This is a genomic window from Ureibacillus chungkukjangi (assembly GCF_003217295.1).
GTDB lineage: Bacteria > Bacillota > Bacilli > Bacillales_A > Planococcaceae > Ureibacillus > Ureibacillus chungkukjangi.
Window position 1 is genome coordinate 1 of record NZ_QJTJ01000041.1, and the last position, 20132, is coordinate 20132.

The 20132-nt window shown below is 37.9% G+C and carries 17 protein-coding genes, 16 tRNA genes, 2 rRNA genes and 1 pseudogene; 11 read left to right on the top strand and 25 right to left on the bottom strand.

Features of this window, described 5'->3' with window-relative positions; genetic code table 11:
* Positions 1–127: 127 nt before the first annotated feature.
* Positions 128–2101 (bottom strand): acetoacetate--CoA ligase, encoded by a 1974-nt coding sequence (locus BJ095_RS17265; protein ID WP_107937575.1) that lies wholly within the window; start codon positions 2099–2101, stop codon positions 128–130.
* A gap of 185 nt (positions 2102–2286) precedes the next feature.
* Here BJ095_RS17265 and BJ095_RS17270 point away from each other — a divergent pair, with 185 nt between their 5' ends.
* A complete protein-coding gene (locus BJ095_RS17270) occupies positions 2287–2916 on the top strand; it encodes a helix-turn-helix transcriptional regulator (protein ID WP_107937573.1) in 630 nt (209 codons plus the stop codon).
* Positions 2917–3264: 348 nt separating this feature from the next.
* On the opposite strand, the gene BJ095_RS17275 is transcribed toward BJ095_RS17270, so the two are convergent.
* The 4 genes from BJ095_RS17275 to BJ095_RS17290 all read right to left on the bottom strand — a co-directional run bounded on the left by BJ095_RS17275 (position 3265) and on the right by BJ095_RS17290 (position 6198).
* Complete coding sequence (locus tag BJ095_RS17275) at positions 3265–3858, bottom strand: nitroreductase family protein (protein ID WP_107937569.1); 594 nt, start codon at positions 3856–3858, stop codon at positions 3265–3267.
* 41 nt (positions 3859–3899) lie between these two features.
* Entirely contained in the window at positions 3900–4466 is a 567-nt protein-coding gene (locus tag BJ095_RS17280; protein ID WP_107937567.1) for an NADPH-dependent FMN reductase, read from the bottom strand.
* A 12-nt stretch (positions 4467–4478) separates the two neighbouring features.
* Positions 4479–5537 (bottom strand): LLM class flavin-dependent oxidoreductase, encoded by a 1059-nt coding sequence (locus BJ095_RS17285; protein ID WP_107937565.1) that lies wholly within the window; start codon positions 5535–5537, stop codon positions 4479–4481.
* Between the two features lie 310 nt (positions 5538–5847).
* Positions 5848–6198, bottom strand: a complete 351-nt coding sequence (locus tag BJ095_RS17290) for a hypothetical protein (RefSeq protein ID WP_107937563.1) — start codon at positions 6196–6198, stop codon at positions 5848–5850.
* A gap of 172 nt (positions 6199–6370) precedes the next feature.
* Here BJ095_RS17290 and BJ095_RS17295 point away from each other — a divergent pair, with 172 nt between their 5' ends.
* The 10 genes from BJ095_RS17295 to BJ095_RS17340 all read left to right on the top strand — a co-directional run bounded on the left by BJ095_RS17295 (position 6371) and on the right by BJ095_RS17340 (position 17466).
* Complete coding sequence (locus tag BJ095_RS17295) at positions 6371–7972, top strand: spore germination protein (protein ID WP_107937561.1); 1602 nt, start codon at positions 6371–6373, stop codon at positions 7970–7972.
* Positions 7969–9186, top strand: coding sequence for a Ger(x)C family spore germination protein (locus tag BJ095_RS17300; protein ID WP_107937559.1), 1218 nt, complete (start codon positions 7969–7971; stop codon positions 9184–9186). Before BJ095_RS17295 ends, BJ095_RS17300 begins: the two co-directional genes overlap by 4 nt.
* Entirely contained in the window at positions 9183–10382 is a 1200-nt protein-coding gene (locus tag BJ095_RS17305; RefSeq protein ID WP_107937557.1) for a GerAB/ArcD/ProY family transporter, read from the top strand. Before BJ095_RS17300 ends, BJ095_RS17305 begins: the two co-directional genes overlap by 4 nt.
* Before the next feature lie 160 nt (positions 10383–10542).
* Positions 10543–11184 (top strand): TetR/AcrR family transcriptional regulator, encoded by a 642-nt coding sequence (locus BJ095_RS17310; RefSeq protein ID WP_107937555.1) that lies wholly within the window; start codon positions 10543–10545, stop codon positions 11182–11184.
* Entirely contained in the window at positions 11181–12095 is a 915-nt protein-coding gene (locus tag BJ095_RS17315) for an ABC transporter ATP-binding protein (protein ID WP_107937553.1), read from the top strand. Before BJ095_RS17310 ends, BJ095_RS17315 begins: the two co-directional genes overlap by 4 nt.
* Positions 12096–12103: 8 nt before the next feature.
* Complete coding sequence (locus BJ095_RS17320) at positions 12104–13696, top strand: ABC transporter permease (RefSeq protein WP_107937579.1); 1593 nt, start codon at positions 12104–12106, stop codon at positions 13694–13696.
* Between the two features lie 469 nt (positions 13697–14165).
* Positions 14166–15092, top strand: a complete 927-nt coding sequence (locus BJ095_RS17325; protein WP_107937551.1) for an ABC transporter ATP-binding protein — start codon at positions 14166–14168, stop codon at positions 15090–15092.
* A complete protein-coding gene (locus BJ095_RS17330; RefSeq protein ID WP_107937549.1) occupies positions 15085–15864 on the top strand; it encodes an ABC transporter permease in 780 nt (259 codons plus the stop codon). The genes BJ095_RS17325 and BJ095_RS17330 overlap by 8 nt, the downstream gene beginning before the upstream one ends.
* A gap of 10 nt (positions 15865–15874) precedes the next feature.
* Positions 15875–16546 carry a response regulator transcription factor gene (locus BJ095_RS17335; protein WP_107937547.1) on the top strand — a complete coding sequence of 224 codons (672 nt, stop codon included), beginning with the start codon at positions 15875–15877 and terminating at the stop codon, positions 16544–16546.
* 17 nt (positions 16547–16563) lie between these two features.
* A complete protein-coding gene (locus BJ095_RS17340) occupies positions 16564–17466 on the top strand; it encodes a sensor histidine kinase (RefSeq protein WP_107937545.1) in 903 nt (300 codons plus the stop codon).
* A 151-nt stretch (positions 17467–17617) separates the two neighbouring features.
* Here the strand turns inward: BJ095_RS17340 and BJ095_RS17345 are convergent.
* The 20 genes and pseudogenes from BJ095_RS17345 to BJ095_RS17440 form a co-directional block, all read right to left on the bottom strand.
* Positions 17618–17752, bottom strand: a pseudogene (locus tag BJ095_RS17345) (PH domain-containing protein); the annotation flags it as partial.
* Entirely contained in the window at positions 17753–18034 is a 282-nt protein-coding gene (locus BJ095_RS17350; protein WP_107937543.1) for a hypothetical protein, read from the bottom strand.
* 199 nt (positions 18035–18233) lie between these two features.
* A tRNA-Leu gene (locus tag BJ095_RS17355) sits at positions 18234–18314 on the bottom strand.
* A gap of 45 nt (positions 18315–18359) precedes the next feature.
* Positions 18360–18433: transfer RNA gene (locus tag BJ095_RS17360), tRNA-Cys, on the bottom strand.
* A gap of 10 nt (positions 18434–18443) precedes the next feature.
* Positions 18444–18518 (bottom strand) — tRNA-Gly (locus BJ095_RS17365).
* Between the two features lie 4 nt (positions 18519–18522).
* A tRNA-Gln gene (locus BJ095_RS17370) sits at positions 18523–18597 on the bottom strand.
* A 41-nt stretch (positions 18598–18638) separates the two neighbouring features.
* Positions 18639–18714, bottom strand: a tRNA-His gene (locus BJ095_RS17375).
* Positions 18715–18760: 46 nt separating this feature from the next.
* A tRNA-His gene (locus BJ095_RS17380) sits at positions 18761–18836 on the bottom strand.
* A 26-nt stretch (positions 18837–18862) separates the two neighbouring features.
* Positions 18863–18936 (bottom strand) — tRNA-Trp (locus BJ095_RS17385).
* A 10-nt stretch (positions 18937–18946) separates the two neighbouring features.
* A tRNA-Tyr gene (locus BJ095_RS17390) sits at positions 18947–19030 on the bottom strand.
* Positions 19031–19037: 7 nt separating this feature from the next.
* Positions 19038–19113: transfer RNA gene (locus BJ095_RS17395), tRNA-Thr, on the bottom strand.
* Between the two features lie 11 nt (positions 19114–19124).
* Positions 19125–19200: transfer RNA gene (locus BJ095_RS17400), tRNA-Phe, on the bottom strand.
* A gap of 23 nt (positions 19201–19223) precedes the next feature.
* Positions 19224–19299 (bottom strand) — tRNA-Asp (locus BJ095_RS17405).
* Positions 19300–19302: 3 nt separating this feature from the next.
* Positions 19303–19377: transfer RNA gene (locus BJ095_RS17410), tRNA-Met, on the bottom strand.
* Positions 19378–19415: 38 nt separating this feature from the next.
* Positions 19416–19491, bottom strand: a tRNA-Val gene (locus BJ095_RS17415).
* Positions 19492–19513: 22 nt separating this feature from the next.
* A tRNA-Glu gene (locus BJ095_RS17420) sits at positions 19514–19588 on the bottom strand.
* A 15-nt stretch (positions 19589–19603) separates the two neighbouring features.
* Positions 19604–19695: transfer RNA gene (locus tag BJ095_RS17425), tRNA-Ser, on the bottom strand.
* A gap of 8 nt (positions 19696–19703) precedes the next feature.
* Positions 19704–19778 (bottom strand) — tRNA-Asn (locus BJ095_RS17430).
* A 15-nt stretch (positions 19779–19793) separates the two neighbouring features.
* Positions 19794–19909: ribosomal RNA gene (gene rrf / locus BJ095_RS17435) — 5S ribosomal RNA — on the bottom strand.
* Positions 19910–20038: 129 nt separating this feature from the next.
* Positions 20039–20132, bottom strand: a 23S ribosomal RNA gene (locus BJ095_RS17440); the annotation flags it as partial.

Consider the following 20132-nt stretch of genomic DNA (forward strand, 5'->3'; position numbering starts at 1 on the left):
CTAATTCCGCTCCAACATCTTTTTTCTCATTATAAACAAAAGTACCCTACAAGAAGGACTTTTTTTAAAGTGTCCATCTTATAGGGTACATTTTAAAGTGACTAGGTTCTTTATTTTGGCTGATAACCTATTTATTGATCTCTTTGGACAGCTCGATAAAGTAATTAAGCGAGTCTGGATTTGTAACAGATCCTCGATTTACTACTTTTTCAACTGGCTGCCCTAATAGAATTTTACGAATTGGAACTTCTAGTTTTTTACCACTGAAGGTTTTAGGTATTTCTTTTATCTCGAATATTTCATTTGGTACAAATCTTGGGGAGACTTTCTGTTTTATTTCAGACTTTATCATTTCTTTTAGGCTATCACTCAGAATAGTGTTTGGCTTTAAGACGATAAATAAAGCTAAATAGGAACTTCTTTCAAGGTATTCCAAATCAACTACTAATCCTTCTATTACTTCATCCAACGCCTCGACCACACGATAGATTTCACTCGTCCCTAATCGAACACCTTGACGGTTGATAGTTGAATCGGAGCGACCAAAAATGATACTGCTCCCTTTTTCATCGATCTTAATCCAATCCCCATGTCGCCAAACCCCTGGGAACATTTCAAAATAGCTTTCTAAGTAACGTTCGTTATCTTGGTCATTCCAAAAATACAGAGGCATCGATGGCATCGGATCTGTAATTACTAGTTCCCCAACCTCGTTTAATACAGCCTGTCCTTCATCAGTAAAGGATTGTACGTTTGCCCCCAAAGCTCGAGCTTGAATTTCTCCAGCGTATACTGGTAACACTGGACAACCACCAACAAAAGCAGCACATATATCAGTTCCCCCACTAGCTGAAACAAACCACAAATCCTTCTTCACATTTTCATAGCCCCAAGAAAAGCCTTCTACTGAAAGTGGCGATCCTGTGGAATAAACAGCTTTAAGCTTTGAAAAGCTATTGTTTTCATTTGGTCTCACACCTGTTTTCATGCAGATATTTAAGAAGGCCGCGCTTGTACCAAAGAAAGTAATCCCGGCTTCATCAGCAAAGTCCCATAAAACGTTTATATTTGGGTAAGCTGGACTGCCATCGTAAAGGACAACTGTTCCACCAGTAAGCAGGCCCGCCATCAAGAGATTCCACATCATCCATCCGGTTGTGGTAAACCAAAAGAATACATCATCCTGGTCAATCCCCTGTTCAATGGCCAAGGTTTTTAAATGCTCGATAATAATGCCGCCCTGCCCTTGCACAATCGGCTTTGGCAATCCTGTTGTTCCAGAAGAAAATAAAATCCATAATGGGTGATCAAATGGCACAGCATCAAATTCGAGCTCCACCTTTTCTTGTAGCATATCATCCCAGTAGATAGTTTTATCATTTGCAATCGTATTCTCACTTTGAATATAAGGGAATAAAATTGTCTTAGTTAACGTCGGTAATTCGGCTTGCAGCTCACCTACGCTATCTAGCTTGTGATGAATTACGCCATTATAGGAGTATCCATCTACTGCAAATAAGACAGTAGGCTCAATCTGTTTGAAGCGATCAATTACACTACCTGTTCCAAAATCAGGGGAACAAACTGACCAAATAACTCCCATACTTGCACAGGCTAAAAAGGCAATAACCGTCTCTGGGATATTAGGCATATAGGCAACAACACGGTCCCCTTTTTTCACACCTAAGCTGATCAAATATTGTCTTACCATCGCTGTTTTTTCCTGAAGCTCTTGCCAGCTTACCTCTCGATTTGAAACCGTTTCCGATTTAAAAATTAACGCTGGTCGATCTGCTCTACTATTTCGGAATACATGCTCAGCATAGTTTACCGTTGCCCCAGAAAACCACTTTGCACCTGGCATTGTTCTTTTTTCTAATACTTGTTCATATGGAGTGTGGGATTTCACTTTACAGTATTTCCAAACACTTTCCCAAAATTGTTCAAGCTCATCAACAGACCACTTCCATAGTTCAGCTGGATTTTGAATGGAAAGGTCCCTCTCTTCATTAACCCAATTTTTAAATTGAGTAATACTCGAGTTTTCGATTTGTTCTTTTGACGGCTCCCATAACAATGCCCCTTCTGTAACCACCTTCATTTAATCCCCTCCTAAATCTATTAAATATCAGCATATTATAGTTTATTTTAAATCTATCTATTTATTACTTTATTTAAAGGAAATCTCGTTTCTTTTCACATAATATACTTTATAGTATAATTTCCTTTTAGGGTAATAATAGAATTATTTATACCAAAGTTTTACCTTACATTGAGGTGGGTTGTATGATTAAAACAAAAACTAACACGAGAGACCGTATTTTAGAGCTACTTAAAAAAGAAGCTTCCTTATCGGTTGTAGCACTAACTGAACGGTTAGCTATCACGCATATGGCAGTTAGGAAGCATCTTGCCATATTAGAAAATGACGGGCTCATTACATCGACAGAAATTAAACAACCTATGGGTCGACCACTTCAGGTATATTCGTTGACGGAAAAAGGGGAGCATATTTTCCCGAAAAACTATGAAGGAATAACTGTTGAATTTTTAAGAGATATTCAAGAAATTCATGGTGAAGAATCTATACAGCTTCTATTTGAGAAAAGAGAAAACCGTCTTACCCAAGAATATAAAAATCGCATGAACGAAAAAACAGCCTCTGAAAAAATTGAAGAGATTGTCAAAATACAAAACGAAAAAGGCTATATGGCGAGTGCAAGTAAGCTCGATGATAGTACTTTTGAACTTATTGAATATAATTGTCCCATCTATTCGGTTGCCCAGGAATTTAAGACGGCATGTCGCTGTGAAACGGAAATGTTCAAGAACGTCCTAGAAACCGAGCATGTCCGCCGAGTGAGCTGTAAAACTGAGGGAGATCATCACTGTAAATTTAAATTGAAGTTTGAATAAAATTGGAATGACCTTCATCAGCTTTGGTTGGAAGGTCATTTTTTTGTGAATGTTGGTGTGGGGGCTGTAGGGCGTGTGCGTTTCAAGTCTGTTTCTTCACGGGGAATTTATTCTGGCAGATTTATGTACTTGGATGCAGTTTAACAATTTTATGAACGCATCTTGTGGTGAATTTCTTCTTCCGATGCACTTCATCTCCCTTTTGAACTGCATCACACGACGATTTCCTGCTCCCATGCAGTTCATTCCTCATATGAACTGCATCCCAGGCGAATTTCCCTCTTCAAAACTCATCAAAAAAGCACAAATGCATGGTCACTAGCATTTGTGCTTCCGAAATCTATTATTCTATAAATTATCAAAATCACTTTCACTTGTTAGCCATGTAGTGGCTTCATCGAATTGCTTTCGTTTTCCTGGTGGAACTGGTCTTTTTGGGTGGCCGAAATATAGGAAGCCTAAGATTTCTCCGTTTTCAGATAGGTTAAATAGTTTCTTCATTTCGGGAGTATATGCCGGTTTCCCAGTTCTCCAATAGCCCGCCAAGCCTAAAGCATGTGCTGCTAACAGCATATTTTGAATTGCTGCATATACTGCTCCATGCTCTTCCTGAATTAGTGCTCGAGGATTATCGCTTGGCTCCACTGCTACTGTAATAATAAGTGGTGCCCGAAAAGGTTTTTCCTCAATTTTAGATAATTTCTTTTGGCTGGATTCGCTTGTTGGGTCTTCCATTTGCCTAGCTTCGATTGTAGCAAGAGTTTTACCTAGTCGAATTCGGCTATCACCTGTTAATACGAAAAACTTCCATGGCTCTGTACGATAATGGCTAGGAGCCCAAGTGCCAGCTTCTATAATTTTCTCTATTAATTCCTTTGAAACTGGTTCCTCTGAAACTAAACCAATACTTCTTCTAGTTTTAATCGCTTCAAAAATATCCATCCCATATCCCTCCGTTTATAGAAAGATTCACTACTCACAGTTTAAAAATCGTACTTATCTTCTTTTGCTTCTCTAATTTTTGTGTAGGTCTCTGTTAATACTATCGTATCTTCTACTAGACGTTCTATTCTAAAGAAAACATCATCATTTACAATTTTCTTTTGATGAAAATCCTTTTCCTCTATAAATACATAGCTTTGTACAATTTGCCCCTTCATGTAAGATATGATTGGCTTTAATTGTTGTTCAATAACTAAATAATGCTTTGCAGAGCCTGCTGTTACAAACATACTAATCACCTTATCTCGAAAGGCATTAACAGGCAGCAAATCAAAAATATTTTTCAATGTAGCTGGTATTGATGCTTGGAAAATTGGCGTACCAATTACAATAGCATCTGCTTCCATGATTGTTTTCGTTACATAGCCCGTATCGCCTGCATACTCCAAATAATTTCGTCCATCACTAAATTGAATTTGATAATCGGCAAGGTCTAGAAGCGTAAAATCAGCATCTGGATATTTCTTTGTAATTTCCTCTGCTACATAATTCATGGTAGTTTTTGTTTTAGAACCGACAATTGAGCCGGATATGCCTACGATTTTCATGCTGATTACCTCCTATTTGTTAGCAGTATATTTTCGAATAGCTGGTAATATTTCATTACCGATAATTTCAACGTTCTTCATTAGTTTATCAAACGGAACTCCACCAAAATCCATTTGTGCGAGATATCGTTGATGTCCATACATTTCATGCTGATACAGAATTTTCTCGATGATTTCCTGTGGACTACCCACATTGATAACACTGCGCGGATCAGCACCATGTGCAAATGCTTGCTTAGGGAAGCCTTGTCCGTTTGTCAGCTTCATGCCTTCATTAATATATGGGTACATCTCTCTCATCGCTTCTTGTGTACTTTCTGCTGCAAAGAAGAAGCTCGTTGTGCCAACAGGTAAAGTGGCAGGATCAAAGCCGCTACGCTCAGCAACTTCTCTGTAGGCATCAATCGTGTTTTTAAAAGCACTTACTGGACCACCTAATGTAGCAAGCATCATAGGCACTCCAGCATACCCCGCCTTCATAGCACTTGCAGGTGTACCTCCAACAGCTCGCCAAATTGGTAGGGATTCATTTTTGGGTCTTGGAAGAATTTTTGCATTTTTTAATGGCTCTCGGTATTCTCCGCTCCAATTCACTACTTCTTCTTCATTTATTTTCAACAATAAATCAAATCTTTCTTCAAATAATGCTTCATAATCACGCAGGTTATATCCTAATAATTCATAGAGACCAACACGTGATGCACGACCACAAATAATTTCAGCACGTCCATCAGAAATCAGATCGACTGTTGCAAAATCCTCATATACCCGCACTGGATCTGATGTACTGATAATTGTTGATGTACTTCCGATTTTAATATTTTCTGTTGCCTGTGCAATGGCAGACAATATAACAGAATGTGCCTGTGTAGCAAAATATTCTTGGTGACTTTCCCCAACACCAAAGAAATCTATTCCTGCCTGATCTGAAAGCTTTGCTAATTCAACAATTTCGTTCAGCCGTTGCTTAGCTGAAATCCGCTCACCAGTGTTTGGATTTGGAATATGATCACCTAGCGTAAAAATTCCAAATTCAAGACCTTTGCTCTTATCAATTCGATATTTTTCCATATGATAAACCAACCTTTTGTAGTTTTTATATTTAACAACTATTTTCACTCTAGATAGTATGAGTAAAATCATTCCACCTAATTTTTATTGTTTTATGAAATAAACTGAGTTATTTATAAACCACTCTTTTTATACCTTTTAATATAATAAGTCTTGTTAAATAATAAAATATGGAATTTCTAATAGCAACCAATCTGCTTGGAGATGGATTAATACATCGGGAAAATCGAAAATAAAAATTGTGCCAATGTTAGCTTATTACACTGGCACATTCATGTAAGATATATCGTTATAAGCACTTTTCCATGGCTTAGTTCTCATCTTGAGAAGAATTCTTTTCTTTATCCTGCCCACTATCCTGTTGTGTCTCTTCCTTGTTTCCCTTACTTTCCTTATCTTCTGTCTTCTCTTCATTATCATTGCTTCCGCTGTTTTTCTTATTCTCAGTCTTCTTGCTCTTCTTTTGTTTCTTATTCCCCTGTTTCCCTTTCTTATCTCCCTTTTCCTTCTGATGAACAAACGGAACTCCTTTTCCGTTGATAACAGTCCAAACTAGCATAGGTGCCAAAATATTGAAGGTAAATACAAAAATGACGATAGTCCAAATAAACCATTTTGCGTTTAGCATGTTTACATATATCCAAGAATTATAAAGATCCACTTTGCGTAATCCTCCCTATTTATAGGCGTTGGTTATCATTTTTGCCTATAAACTTCTATCTAAAACTTCGATTTAGCCTATAAATAAATTGACGATAACTTTGAATAATCAAGTTATTTAATGGAAATACAAGAATTATGCAGAATTTTTGGACAGCAAAGGGGGCTTTATGATGTCATCCTTACAAGAAGAGCTTAACAAGCCATTAACTACGAATGTAGATGAAAATAAAAAAGTAATAGAGAAAATTTTCAAGAAAGATATAGATGTAATTAAACGGGACTTTTCCTTTCATGAAGATAAAAATATTCCAGCTGTAGTTTTTTATGCAGATGGACTTGTTAATACACAAGCAGTCGAATCTACGGTTAAAGCATTAACGATCTACGAGGGACATAAGAACTCTGACTCTAATCAGGAAAATCCAAATTCAAGTGAATTAACGATTGAAGAAATTAAAAAGAACGTACTGATGAATTCCTCTGTCGAAATTATTTATAATTACGAAAAGGCAATTAATGGGATATTAGTTGGGGATACCGTATTGCTAATAGAGGGTTATAATCGAGGATTTCTTCTCCCTACTAGAGGATGGGATGCTAGAAGTGTCGATGAACCGCAAACTGAGCAGGTAGTTCGAGGTCCACGTGATGGATTTACAGAAAACATTCGAACTAATACGGCACTTGTTCGTAGAAGAATTCGGGATCCACTCCTTTGTGTTGAAGGCATGCAGATTGGTAAAAAGAGTAAAACCGATATTAATATCGTTTACTTAGAAGGCACTGTAAAGGAAGGACTTGTTGAAGAAGTCAAAGAGCGTCTACAGAAAATCAAAATCGACGCAGTGCTTGAAAGTGGCTATATCGAAGAACTTATAAAAGATAGTCCGATGTCACCTTTTACAACAATGCAAAGTACAGAACGTCCGGATAAGGTTGCGTCAGGCATTTTAGAAGGTAGAGTTGCCATTTTTGTTGATAATACACCCTTTGTTTTATTAGCCCCTTCTTATTTCTGGGAATTTTTCCAAGCAAGCGATGATTATTATTCTGGATTTTTGGCAGGCTCTTTCTTCCGTGCTATTCGTTATATTGCCTTTATGATTAGTCTTACTTTGCCATCTATTTATGTAATGCTTGTAAGCTTTCACCAAGAGATGATACCAACAGAATTAGCACTTTCAATTGCTTCTGGGAGAGAAGTAATTCCATTTCCCGTTTTACTGGAGGCATTAGTAATGGAAATTGCCTTTGAGTTGATGCGAGAAGCGGGACTACGAATGCCAAAGCCTGTTGGACAGGCAGTAAGTATCGTAGGTTCTTTAGTAATCGGACAAGCAGCTGTTCAAGCAGGGATCGTTTCACCATTTATGGTGATTCTCGTAGCCCTAACTGGGATTGCGTCATTTGCAATTCCAAACTACTCAGCCTCCTTCTCTATTCGACTAATCCGATTTCCTTTATTAATCGCTTCTGGCACATTAGGATTATTGGGTTTTTCAGCTGTATTTACAATTTTAGCGGTGCACGCCCTTTCAATTCGTTCCTTTGGAGAGCCCTACCTTGCTCCAGCTACGCCTTTTCAACCAACCGACCAAAAGGATATTGTCTTTAGAGCTCCTTGGTGGAAAATGGACAAGCAGCCTAAATTAGCTGAAGGTACTGAAAAACGTGAGAGTGATAACTTAATGCCAAAGCCACCTGAACAAAGCCCTAAATCAACTCAGACTTCCAAGAGTAAAAATGAAGATAAGGGGAGCTCTGGAAAATGAGAAAAAAAGTTAAATTTATTCTTATTCTTTCTGTTCTCGTTACCTTATTATCTGGTTGTTTAGGAAAAACAGAAATAAATGATTTAGGAATCGTTATGGCAGTTGGGCTAGATAAAGGTGAAGAGGAAGGTTCTATAAAAGTAACCGCACAAATCGTACGTCCAGCAGATGCCAGGGGTTCTACCGGCGCTCCCTCTGGACAAACTGGTGAACCGATTTGGTCAATAACTGCATCGGGCGATTCCATTTTTGAAGCAATGCGCCATCTTGGCAGACACTCTTCAAGAAGAATTTACTGGGCACATAATTTTGCAGTAGTGATAAATGAAGATTTAGCGAAAGAGGGTATTTCAGATATTATAGATTTTTTCACTAGAAACCATCAGCTAAGAATGCAAACCTTAGTTGCAGTTACACCAGATCCTGCAAGTGAAGTCGTTTCTACCATGACTGGTATAGAGGTAATCCCAGGCCAGGCTATCAATGATTTGTTTTTATTCAACAGCTTAACTGCAGCTGCGCCACAATCAGAAATAATCGATTTACAAAAAACTTACTTAAATGAGAGCTCGCAGCCTGTACTGGCGAGGCTATCACTTAATACACATGGAATATCAAACAAAGAACCTACTTCAGAGCCAACCATAAAGCAAATTGAATTGGCCGGAGCTGGTGTTTTCAAAAATGATAAGCTCGTGGGAACAGTTAAACCTGAAGATACAATAGGACTGTTATTTTTTCTCGAAAATGCAAAGTCAGCAGCCGTAGTAACTCCTTGTCCAGATAACCCAGAACAATCCATGTCTGTTGAATTGAAAACTGCAAATTTTCAAGTTACACCTACCTACAACAACAATCAGGTCGGCTTTGATACAAAGCTAAAAGCAGTCGTGCAACTAGTAGAAGCAGGTTGCCCTTTTTCTATCTCTGATGAAAAACAAGTTAAACAGATTGAGAAACAGATTGAGGAGAACCTTAAAGGGAAAATTGAAAAAATTGTAGAATTAGCTCAAAAAGAATATAAATCTGATTTTTTAGAGCTAGGGGAAACCTTTAAAAATCGTTATCCTGGTGAATGGAAAAAAATAGTTGCGAATTGGGAGGATGAGTTTACACAAGCTACTTTGAACTCAAAGGTTGAGGTTAAACTTACTAGTGCTGCTCTTTTATATCTACCAACTAAGCCTAGAAATGAAGAAGAGGTTCATCGATGAAGGTTCAAATTACAAATGGAATGTTTATGGCAATTATTATTAATGCTGTTTACGCAAAAGCGATTGGGTTAACACAGGGTACAATGGCTCGAGAAATTGGAAATGATATTTGGATTTCTACAATAATCGCGACATTACTAAGTGTTCTCCTTATTTGGTCAATTGTTGTAATTATTAAGCGATTTCCATCTGGGGATATTATGGATCAAAGTAAGGTCTTACTAGGTGGATGGTTTAGTAAATTCATTAGCCTACTCTTATTTTTCTTTTTCCTTTGCTCGTATGGAGTCATTATGATTACTTATGTATATCATTTAATGGATTATTTTTTACCAGAAGCCCCTGCTTATATTTTTATTATCATTGCCTTTATAGTAGGTTGCTATGGCGCTTACTTTGGTATAGAAGTAATTGGAAGAATGGCACTAATCGGTGTGTTTTCAGTTTTAGCTTTAAATATTCTTCTTATGTTAGGATCACTATCTAAATTTGATGTCTATGAATTACTCCCTACCTTCCAAGACGGTATAACTAGCACCATTTGGGCAAGTAGACATCATGTCGCTGATTGGGCAATGGTGGCAATGACAGTTGCTGTTATTTTACCTTATGTTCGTAATCCACAGGAATGGACACGTTCTAGTACTGCTGGCTTCCTATTTGGTGGTACTTTCATTGTCATGTGGCCTATTTTAGAGGTTGGGGTCTTAAGCTCAGAAGTTACAGGTCAATATATTGTCTCTTGTATGCAAATGGCTAGAAGTGCTAAGATTGGTCAGTTTATTCATCGTTACGAAATGATCATGATTGCCTTTTTCGCAATATCGATACTTACTCAAATCATGATGTGCTTCCTCTGTGCATCGACCGTTGCATCTAAAATATTCGGTCTAAAAGATTACCGACGAATGATTCTGCCTGTCGCCCTTATTTTAAGTGGTTTTGGGTTCTGGATTGTTTATGACCACCATAGAGCAATGGAACTTTTAGAAACTGCTTGGGTATATGTATCCTTATCAATCGCTATTTTTATTACATTGCTGTTATTGATTTTAGGATCATTTATGAAAAAGAAGCTAGAAACTAAAAACAAAGAAAATGTTGAACATGGAACTGGCTCAAATAACAATAAAAAAACTAGTAGCAGTAGTGGCTCTGGCAATAGTAGTAATAGTGGAAATGCACAAACAGAATAATTAATTTGTAATAACGAGCTGCTATTCGCAGCTCTTTTTTTTGCTCAAATTTGTCTATCTTCCTTCTAAAATAAGGATTACCTTATATAACGCTAAATTCGACCAATGTGGTCTAATTGTAAAAATACAAAAATATACTATTTTAAGGAGGCGATTTTTTATGAACCAAACTTTTCAAAATCTCGATTACGAAAAACAGAATCGAATTATTAATGCTGCGCTACAGGAGTTTGCAGAAAATGGATTTGAAAAAGCCTCTACTAATCGAATTGTAAAAACCGCAAAAATTGGCAAAGGCATGCTCTTTTACTACTTTCAAAATAAGGAGGAGCTCTTTTACTATCTGATTAATTACAGTTTAAACCTTGCAAATACTAAATTATTAGAGCAAGTTGATAAGAAAGAACCTGATTTTATTGAACGATTAAAACAAATCGCCCAATCAAAAACCGAGTTTCACCTAAATCATCCAAACGTTTTAAATTTTTTAGGGAATCTCTTTCTTACGGGTACTTTGGAAATACCAGTACACTTCAAAAAACGCTACCAAGAGATGATGAATAGTCGTATCTCTCTTTTGTATGAAGGTATTGATACAAACTTATTCCGGAAGGATATCGATACGGAAAAAGCTTTTAAGCTGATTAAATGGTCAATTGATGGCTATCAGAATGAACTAATTGCCCATTTAAAAAATCAAAACCTAACGATGATCAATTATGACACCTATTGGGAAGAGTTTTATGAATTACTAGATATCCTTAAAACACTCTATTATAAAAAAGAGGAGGAGCAAGAATGAGCGTTCTGCAAATAAAGGATTTAACAAAAATGTTTGGTAAGTTCACCGCGCTAAATGGGGTTAATCTCGAGGTAAACGAAGGTGAGGTCTTTGGTTTTATTGGCCCAAATGGTGCCGGTAAATCTACGACTATTCGGATTTTACTTGGTATTTTAAAAGCAACTAAAGGTGAAGTGAAGATTTTTGGAAAGGATGCTTGGTCAGATGCCGTTGAACTCCATAAACGAATCGCCTATGTTCCAGGGGATGTGAACTTATGGCCAAATTTAACCGGTGGCGAAGTAATTGACCTATTTGTAAAACTTCGAGGCGGAAATCATCAAAGCAGACGTGAAGAACTTATTCAACGCTTTGATTTAGATCCATATAAAAAATGCAGAACTTATTCAAAAGGAAATCGACAAAAGGTAGCTCTTGTTTCAGCCTTTTCCTCTGATGCTGACCTCTATATTTTAGATGAGCCGACATCTGGTTTAGATCCATTAATGGAACAGATTTTTCAACAATGTGTACTAGAAGCAAAAGAAGCAGGAAAAAGCATTCTTTTATCCAGCCATATTTTATCAGAAGTGGAGCAACTCTGTGACCGTGTTGGGATTATACGCCAAGGCGAGATGATTGAAACAGGTTCTTTAAGTGAGCTACGACATTTAACTCGTATGAATCTTATATTAGAAACCAAAGAACCGATTACCCAATTGTATGAGCTAAAAGGAATTCACGATGTTAAGGAGAAGAACGGAATACTTTCCTTCCAGGTAGACACTGAGCAACTTGATACAGTAATCAAACACGTTAGTCCATTTGGGATTATAAAATTGGAAAGTACCCCACTGACATTGGAGGATTTGTTTATGCGTCATTATGAAAAGAAAGGACAATCAGATCAAATCCAAGGAGGGAGATCCTAGTGATTGATATGATTTTCAAAGGGACAGGACTACTTTCACTACTAATCCTAAGACGAGATCGATATCGTATTCCACTATGGTTGATTGGTATCGGTTTCTTCACATTTGTTGTGCCAATTGCGTTTACAAGTCTTTATAATACACAAGAACAACGGGATGTTATGGCACAAACAATGGAAAATCCAGCTATGATTGCAATGGTTGGAACTCACGATTTAAGTAACTATACGCTTGGAGTCATGACCGCTCACCAAATGTTACTCATGACTGCCGTTGTTGTGGGGTTAATGAGTATTTTACTAGTAACCCGCCATACACGGGAAGATGAAGAAAACGGTCGTGTAGAATTGATTCGTTCCTTACCTGTTGGTCGACTTTCGAATTTAAATGCAACTTTATTTGTCTACACAGGTGTTTATATTGCTTTAGCACTTCTAATAGGATTTGGACTATTTGCACTAAACATTGAAAGTATGAATTTAGAGGGCTCTTTATTATTTGGAGCCGTATTAGGGGCAACTGGATTATTTTTTGCAGGAGTAACTGCCTTTTTCGCTCAAGCCTGCGAAAGCTCCCGGGGGACGATTGGATTTTCCATTGCAATTCTTTTGATTGCTTATATAGTACGTGGCATTGGAGACGTGAGTAATGAAACATTGAGCTGGATTTCCCCACTTGGATGGATATCTAAAGCAGAAGTTTATGGTTCAAATAATTGGTGGCCTATCGTTTTAATGGTAGGTGCATCCCTCATTCTTTTTATCATTGCAAATTATTTAAATACTAGGCGAGATTTAGAGTCAGGATTATTGCCAGCAAAACCTGGTAGAAAACATGCTTCTGGGTTACTGCAAAGTCCATTTGGATTAGGACTTCGATTACAGCGTACTGGTATCATTTCTTGGGCAGTGGGAATGTTTTTAATAGGTGTCTCGTACGGCTCAGTATTAGGTGATTTAGATTCATTTTTTGAAGGTAACGATTTAATGCAGCAAATGCTTGCATCTGCACAAGGTTACACTATTACAGAACAATTTATGTCCATGATTATGATGATTTCAGCAATCATATCAGCTATCCCAGCCGTCATGTCCATGAACAAATTATATGGCGAGGAGAAAAAGGGGCGAATTGAACATTTACTCGTTAGGGCTGTTTCTCGAATAAAGCTTATGGGAAGCTTTTTAGTCATTTCTGTTTTAAATGGTTTTGTAATGCTCTCATTTGCAGCTATCGGAATGTGGGCAGCAAGTGTATCTGTTCTGGATGAACCACTAGCCTTTAGCACCGTTTATGGAATGGGTCTTGTTTATTATCCAGCACTTCTCGTGATAATCAGTATTGCTATTCTGTTAATAGGCTTTCAACCGAAATTTACTGGTTTCATCTGGCTATATGTACTTTATACGTTCATCGTTTTATATATGGGTGGCCTATTCCAATTATCTGAAGTGTACGGAAACCTTTCACCATTTGGCCATATCCCAAAACTTCCGATTGAAGAAATGAGTTGGACACCAATAATTATATTAACTGCAATTGCCACAGTTATTACCGTGATTGGTTTTATCGGCTATAAACGAAGGGATTTAAAGGGATAAAATTTTGAGACAGGGTACTCCTACCCTGTCTCATTACTTTTATGAAGGTTAGTTTTTATGACGAGCAGTAGATGACCCTTTGTTTCGTCTTTGCTCATCTGGAATTTTAGGCTGTTCCTTAATCTTTCTCTTACTATCAGGACGTGAATTCTTAACCATAAATTTCCCCTCCGTATAAGCATTATTTTTGGCTACTCTAATACTCAGTTGTCAAAATCCAAGACGGACAATCGACAACAAGTATCACAGTTAAAGCCAATCTTAGATTAACCCGAAATGAGGGAAATATGCTGGAAAGTATGTATTGATAGGATATTTTATTTCATGAAATCATTTATCTTTAATTAACATGAACCTCGCACTTAACTTCAATATTCGAATCGTTTTTATTTCTTTACACTTTCTTTATACTTTCCTAGTCAATTTATTTATATCTACGGCTTATTCTAAATACAACAACATCGAAAGGATGATTATATTGTCAGAAACAATTCTAAAAGCAACTAATATTACAAAAATCTATGGCAAGCATAAAGCACTTGATAAAGTAACAATAGAAATTAAAAGAGGGATGATATACGGACTTATCGGGGAAAACGGTGCCGGTAAATCTACCTTTATGCGTACTATTATGGGGTTGATCACAACCGATGAGGGTAATATCGAGCTATTTGGAGAAATTGGTGCGAAGGGTCTGCAGCAAGCAAGAAGAAAAATGGGACAATCCATTGAAACTCCTGCACTTTATCCTGAACTAACTGCTCGCGACAATCTTAGAGTACAAGCAGCAAACGGCGGTATGAGCGAACGAGAGATAGATGATTTACTTCGTTTAATGAGCCTCGAGCATACTGGGAAAAAGAAAGCAAAAAACTTCTCTCTAGGAATGCGCCAACGCTTAGCGATTGCCTCTACCCTAATTTCCCATCCTGAGTTCTTAATTTTAGATGAGCCAACAAACGGGCTTGACCCTTCAGGAATTGTTGAGATGCGTGAAATCATTCATCGTTTGGTAACAGAACGAGGAATCACTGTCTTACTCTCAAGTCATTTACTTGATGAGCTTTCACAAATCGCAACACATTATGGGATTTTACATGATGGAAAACTCATTAAAGAGCTATCAAAAGAGCAGCTGGCAAATGAAACTCGTCAATACATTGAACTAGAAACTGCTGAGGTACAAAAAGCAATTGTTGTACTAGATGAATTAGGAATTCGTGATTATGAAGTCATTAATGGAACTAACATTAACATCTATGAACGCTTAGATGATGTCGCTACACTCAACCGTTCTTTAGTGTTAGCTGATGTGAACGTTTCACGAATTGGGACAACTCGACAAAAACTTGAAGATTATTTCTTACAATTAACAGGAGGAAACAGCCATGCTTAATCTTTTAACAGCTGAGAGAATTAAATTAGCTCGAAGTAAAAAACTGATACTTGTACTTGCAATATTATCCCTGCTACCTATTATCCAAGCAGTGAACAGTAAAATGGTTGTGAATTATGGAACTGAGCTAATCCAAGCAAAGGATACAGTTATTAATGGTGCCACAGGTATTCTGATGATGGAGAAGAATGGATTAACTGTGCTACTCGTGATGTGTACATTTATTGGATTTTTTATTGGTGAAGAATTTCAAAATGGGACGATTCGAAATGCATTATCATTGGGTCGTAGCCGCACTCATTATTATCTATCAAAATTAGTAATTGCTTCACTACTTACACTAATTGGTGTGTTGGCTATGACCGCAATTGGTGTAATAAGCTTTACGAGCGTTCTGGGATTTGGCGAATTTGCTGAAATCGATAATTACTCTTTGTATGTCATAAAAACCTTCATCACCCTTTATCTATTAATTTTGGCAAATGTATCGATCTATGTAATGATTAGCTTTTTAACTAAAAACAGTAGCATTTCACTTGTTTGGAGTTTTCTCTATACAATTGGGACTGGCTTTGGAGCTGGTATTTTTCTGGAAACCGAGCATTTTAAACAAGTTACATACTGGTTTACGGAATCATTCCTGTTCTATTCTGATTTCGCAAAAACAACAGATATCGCAAAATATCCAGAGATGATATTAGTGAGTTTAATCACAATCGTGTTATCATCAACTATAGGAATCCTTCTGTTTAATCGAACAGATTTAAAGTAGGTAGATAACATTGACAACGATATTAATCATTGAAGACGATATGGCCATTCATTCACTATTAAAAGAATCGTTGGAGTTGAATGAATTTCAGACTCTAAGTGCCTATTCAGGTACTGAAGGCAAACTACTATTTAAGCAGAGTGAAATAGATTTAATTCTTTTAGATTTAATGCTCCCTGGGATGAATGGAGAGGAATTTCTTCAAGAAATACGCCTAAATTCAGCCGTTCCTGTAATCGTGATTTCAGCAAAAAATGATCAAGAATCTAAACTAGAGCTCTTGATGAATGGCGCAGATGATTATATTACAAAACCATTTGATGTGAAGGAACTACTCGCTAGAATCTCTATCCAATTACGTCATGCTACTAAGACATCCGTCAACAGCATGGAGGAAATGCAGTATCAGAATATATATATCAATTTAGACACACGGGAAGTTAAAATCAATGAGGAAACGATTCATCTTACTGGTCGTGAATATGCAATACTTCTATTATTTTTAGAAAATCCTCAAAAAGTATTCAGCCGTGCCAATATATATGAAAGTGTATGGAATGAGCCCTTTTTTGATAGTGATAAAACCATCAATATGCATATCAGTAATTTACGAAACAAACTAAATATAGCTGATACAAATTACATTAAAACTGTATGGGGCATAGGCTTCAAATTTGATTAAGGAAAGGAGTGATTGTTATGTGGGGATGGTTCTTTGTCTTCCTAGCATTGGCACTCCTTTTTTATATTTACTTCTTAATGCGACAACTTCGAAAATTAAAAGAGGCAGTCAAATCTCTTCCTACTAGTGCTAGCTTTGGCAGTAGACTTTCCCTCGATTTCCGTGAGAGGACTTTATTAGAATTAGTCGATGAATTAAATATGATGGTTGATGCCTTTGAAGCTAAAAATATTCAGGCAAAAAAGATGGAAGAAAATGTGAAGCTCTCTATTGCTGGTCTATCTCACGACTTACGGACGCCACTCACCTCCATCAACGGCTATGTGCAGCTTTTAAATTCGGCCACTGATGATGCGAAGCGTGCTCACTATCTAACAGTTATCGAACAGTCTGTGAACCGATTAATTGAGATGACCGAACACTTTTATGACCTAGCACGTATTGATACAAACCAAAAAGAAGTAGCATTAGTTTCCATCCCATTATCAAATTTAGTAGAAGAGATCTTTTTATCCTTTTACGAGCAATTTGAAGAAAAGAAAATCGAACTCCACTTTCCCGAACAACCCAATGATCAAAAAATTATCGCAGACAAATTAATGCTTACGCGCGTTATCCAAAATATCATTCAAAATATACTGCGTTATGGGCAAAGTAAAGCCTTTATCCACTATGAAATTGAAAAAAATTATCTCGTTTTAACTGTCAGAAACGATATCAAAAAAGATAGCAACATTGCCATCGAAAAAGTCTTCACCCGCTTCTACACAGAAGTCACTAGCCGTACTAATACCGAAGCTAGTGGTCTAGGCCTATATTTATCTAAAATGCTTGTAGAAAAAATGCACGGAGAAATGGCAGCAGAACTACAGGATAATTGGTTCATGCTGAAAATTCAGCTTCCGCTTAGTGGAGGTTAATGGTTAAACATTTTATTTAATTTCAATAAATAAAAACAGTGGGGTCCATTCTCCACTGTTTTATTTTAACTATCGTATTCTACCTAATATAACGGATTTTTGAAGTAATAATAAAAATTACATCTTCCATCATAATTGATTGTAATGCTTATTACTTCGAAATATTCTCTGCCAATACACGTTGAACATCATATACATTACCCGTTTTATTGAACGTCTTCTCAATCGGTAACTCACTGCCGGATATCCAAATTTTTAATTCAGCATCTAAATCAAATGTTCCTGCCTAAAATATATATTCATAGTTTTTTACTCTCGTTATTCTCCGATGATAAAACACTTCAACCGCCAAATCACACGCTATGTCCTGCGTGTATTCTTTCATCCGTATATGTACAAATTCTATCGTAGCTGCCTCATGTTTTTTAAGTTTATTACTGCTGCTTTCTGAAGGAGCAAATACCGATACCCTTTGTTGCATTTTCGAAATTATTATATTTAACTGTTCTTCATTTATTCCTAGATATTCAGTTAAGTCTAGTTTAGTTATATATTTCTTATTCCACATTTGCATGTCCTCCCTTTCAAGGAGTAGCCATCCCCTCTTAATTATTAAAAAGAAGATATTCCCTTGATGTATTGCAGCACATTAGTGATTAGCTTAATTGTACAGTTACGGATAAGAAAGCTTGCTTATCCGTTATAAAAAAGGATTGCGTGCCCAGTTTAAACTGAGCTCACAATCCTTTATAAAAGACTATTTAGGATACCGAAGGTGGGACTCGAACCCACACGCCTCGCGGCACCGCATTTTGAGTGCGGCGTGTCTGCCATTCCACCACTTCGGCATATTAAAATATAAAAAAAATCGGTTATCCCGATCAAGAATTTTTTGGAGGCGGCAACCGGATTTGAACCGGTGATAAAGGTGTTGCAGACCTGTGCCTTACCACTTGGCTATGCCGCCATTATATTTTTGGAGCGGAAGACGGGGTTCGAACCCGCGACCCCCACCTTGGCAAGGTGGTGTTCTACCGCTGAACTACTTCCGCAAAATGGCTGGGGTACCAGGATTCGAACCTGGGCATGACGGAATCAAAATCCGTTGCCTTACCGCTTGGCTATACCCCAAAAATATTAAGAAGAATGTAATTTTTGGTTTAAAATTAAAATGGGGCGACTGATGGGAATCGAACCCACGAATGCCTGAACCACAATCAGGTGCGTTAACCACTTCGCCACAACCGCCATAATAATATATTATATGTTTTTATATTGAATTTATTCTAAAAAATGGGGCGACTGATGGGAATCGAACCCACGAATGCCTGAACCACAATCAGGTGCGTTAACCACTTCGCCACAACCGCCATAATCACTATATTCATTTAAAAATTGGCAGGGGCAGTAGGAATCGAACCCACACTGACGGTTTTGGAGACCGTAGTTCTACCTTTAAACTATGCCCCTATAAAAGGAATGGTGGAGGGGGACGGATTCGAACCGCCGAACCCTAAGGAGCGGATTTACAGTCCGCCGCGTTTAGCCACTTCGCTACCCCTCCAGATAAATGGTGCCGGCGAAAGGAGTCGAACCCTCGACCTACTGATTACAAGTCAGTTGCTCTACCAACTGAGCTACACCGGCATTTATCTATATGGTGGGTCAGGACGGAATCGAACCGCCGACACTTAGAGCTTCAATCTAATGCTCTACCAACTGAGCTACTGACCCATATAAATTACTTTTCATAAAAATGGCGGTCCCGACCGGGATCGAACCGGCGATCTCCTGCGTGACAGGCAGGCATGTTAACCGCTACACCACGGGACCATTTGGTTGCGGGGACAGGATTTGAACCTGCGACCTTCGGGTTATGAGCCCGACGAGCTACCACTGCTCCACCCCGCGATAATAAAATTCTTTTTCTAATGTACCATAATTTAATATGGTGGAGGATGACGGGCTCGAACCGCCGACCCCCTGCTTGTAAGGCAGGTGCTCTCCCAGCTGAGCTAATCCTCCAACTGGATATTTAAAATTCAAATGGTGACCCGTACGGGATTCGAACCCGTGTTACCGCCGTGAAAGGGCGGTGTCTTAACCACTTGACCAACGGGCCAATAAAATAATTGTCTGGCGGAGAGTAAGGGATTTGAACCCTTGAGACAGTGTTAACCGCCTACACGATTTCCAATCGTGCTCCTTCGGCCGCTCGGACAACTCTCCAAGAAGCATGGCTCCGAAGGTAGGACTCGAACCTACGACCAACCGGTTAACAGCCGGTTGCTCTACCACTGAGCTACTTCGGAATATTTTTTATTTAAGCCTAGCGACGTCCTACTCTCACAGGGGGAAGCCCCCAACTACCATCGGCGCTAAAGAGCTTAACTTCCGTGTTCGGTATGGGAACGGGTGTGACCTCTTTGCCATCATCACTAGACTTAAAACGAAAGACAAGATTTATTATAACTCATTTCGAAAGTAAAGTCAATACTATTTTTAGTATTTTTCCTTCGATTTCCTTATTCTTTCAAAACTGGATAAACTAGACATTAAATGCATTCAAGATTTGGTTAAGTCCTCGATCGATTAGTATTCGTCAGCTCCATGTGTCACCACACTTCCACCTCGAACCTATCTACCTCATCGTCTTTGAGGGATCT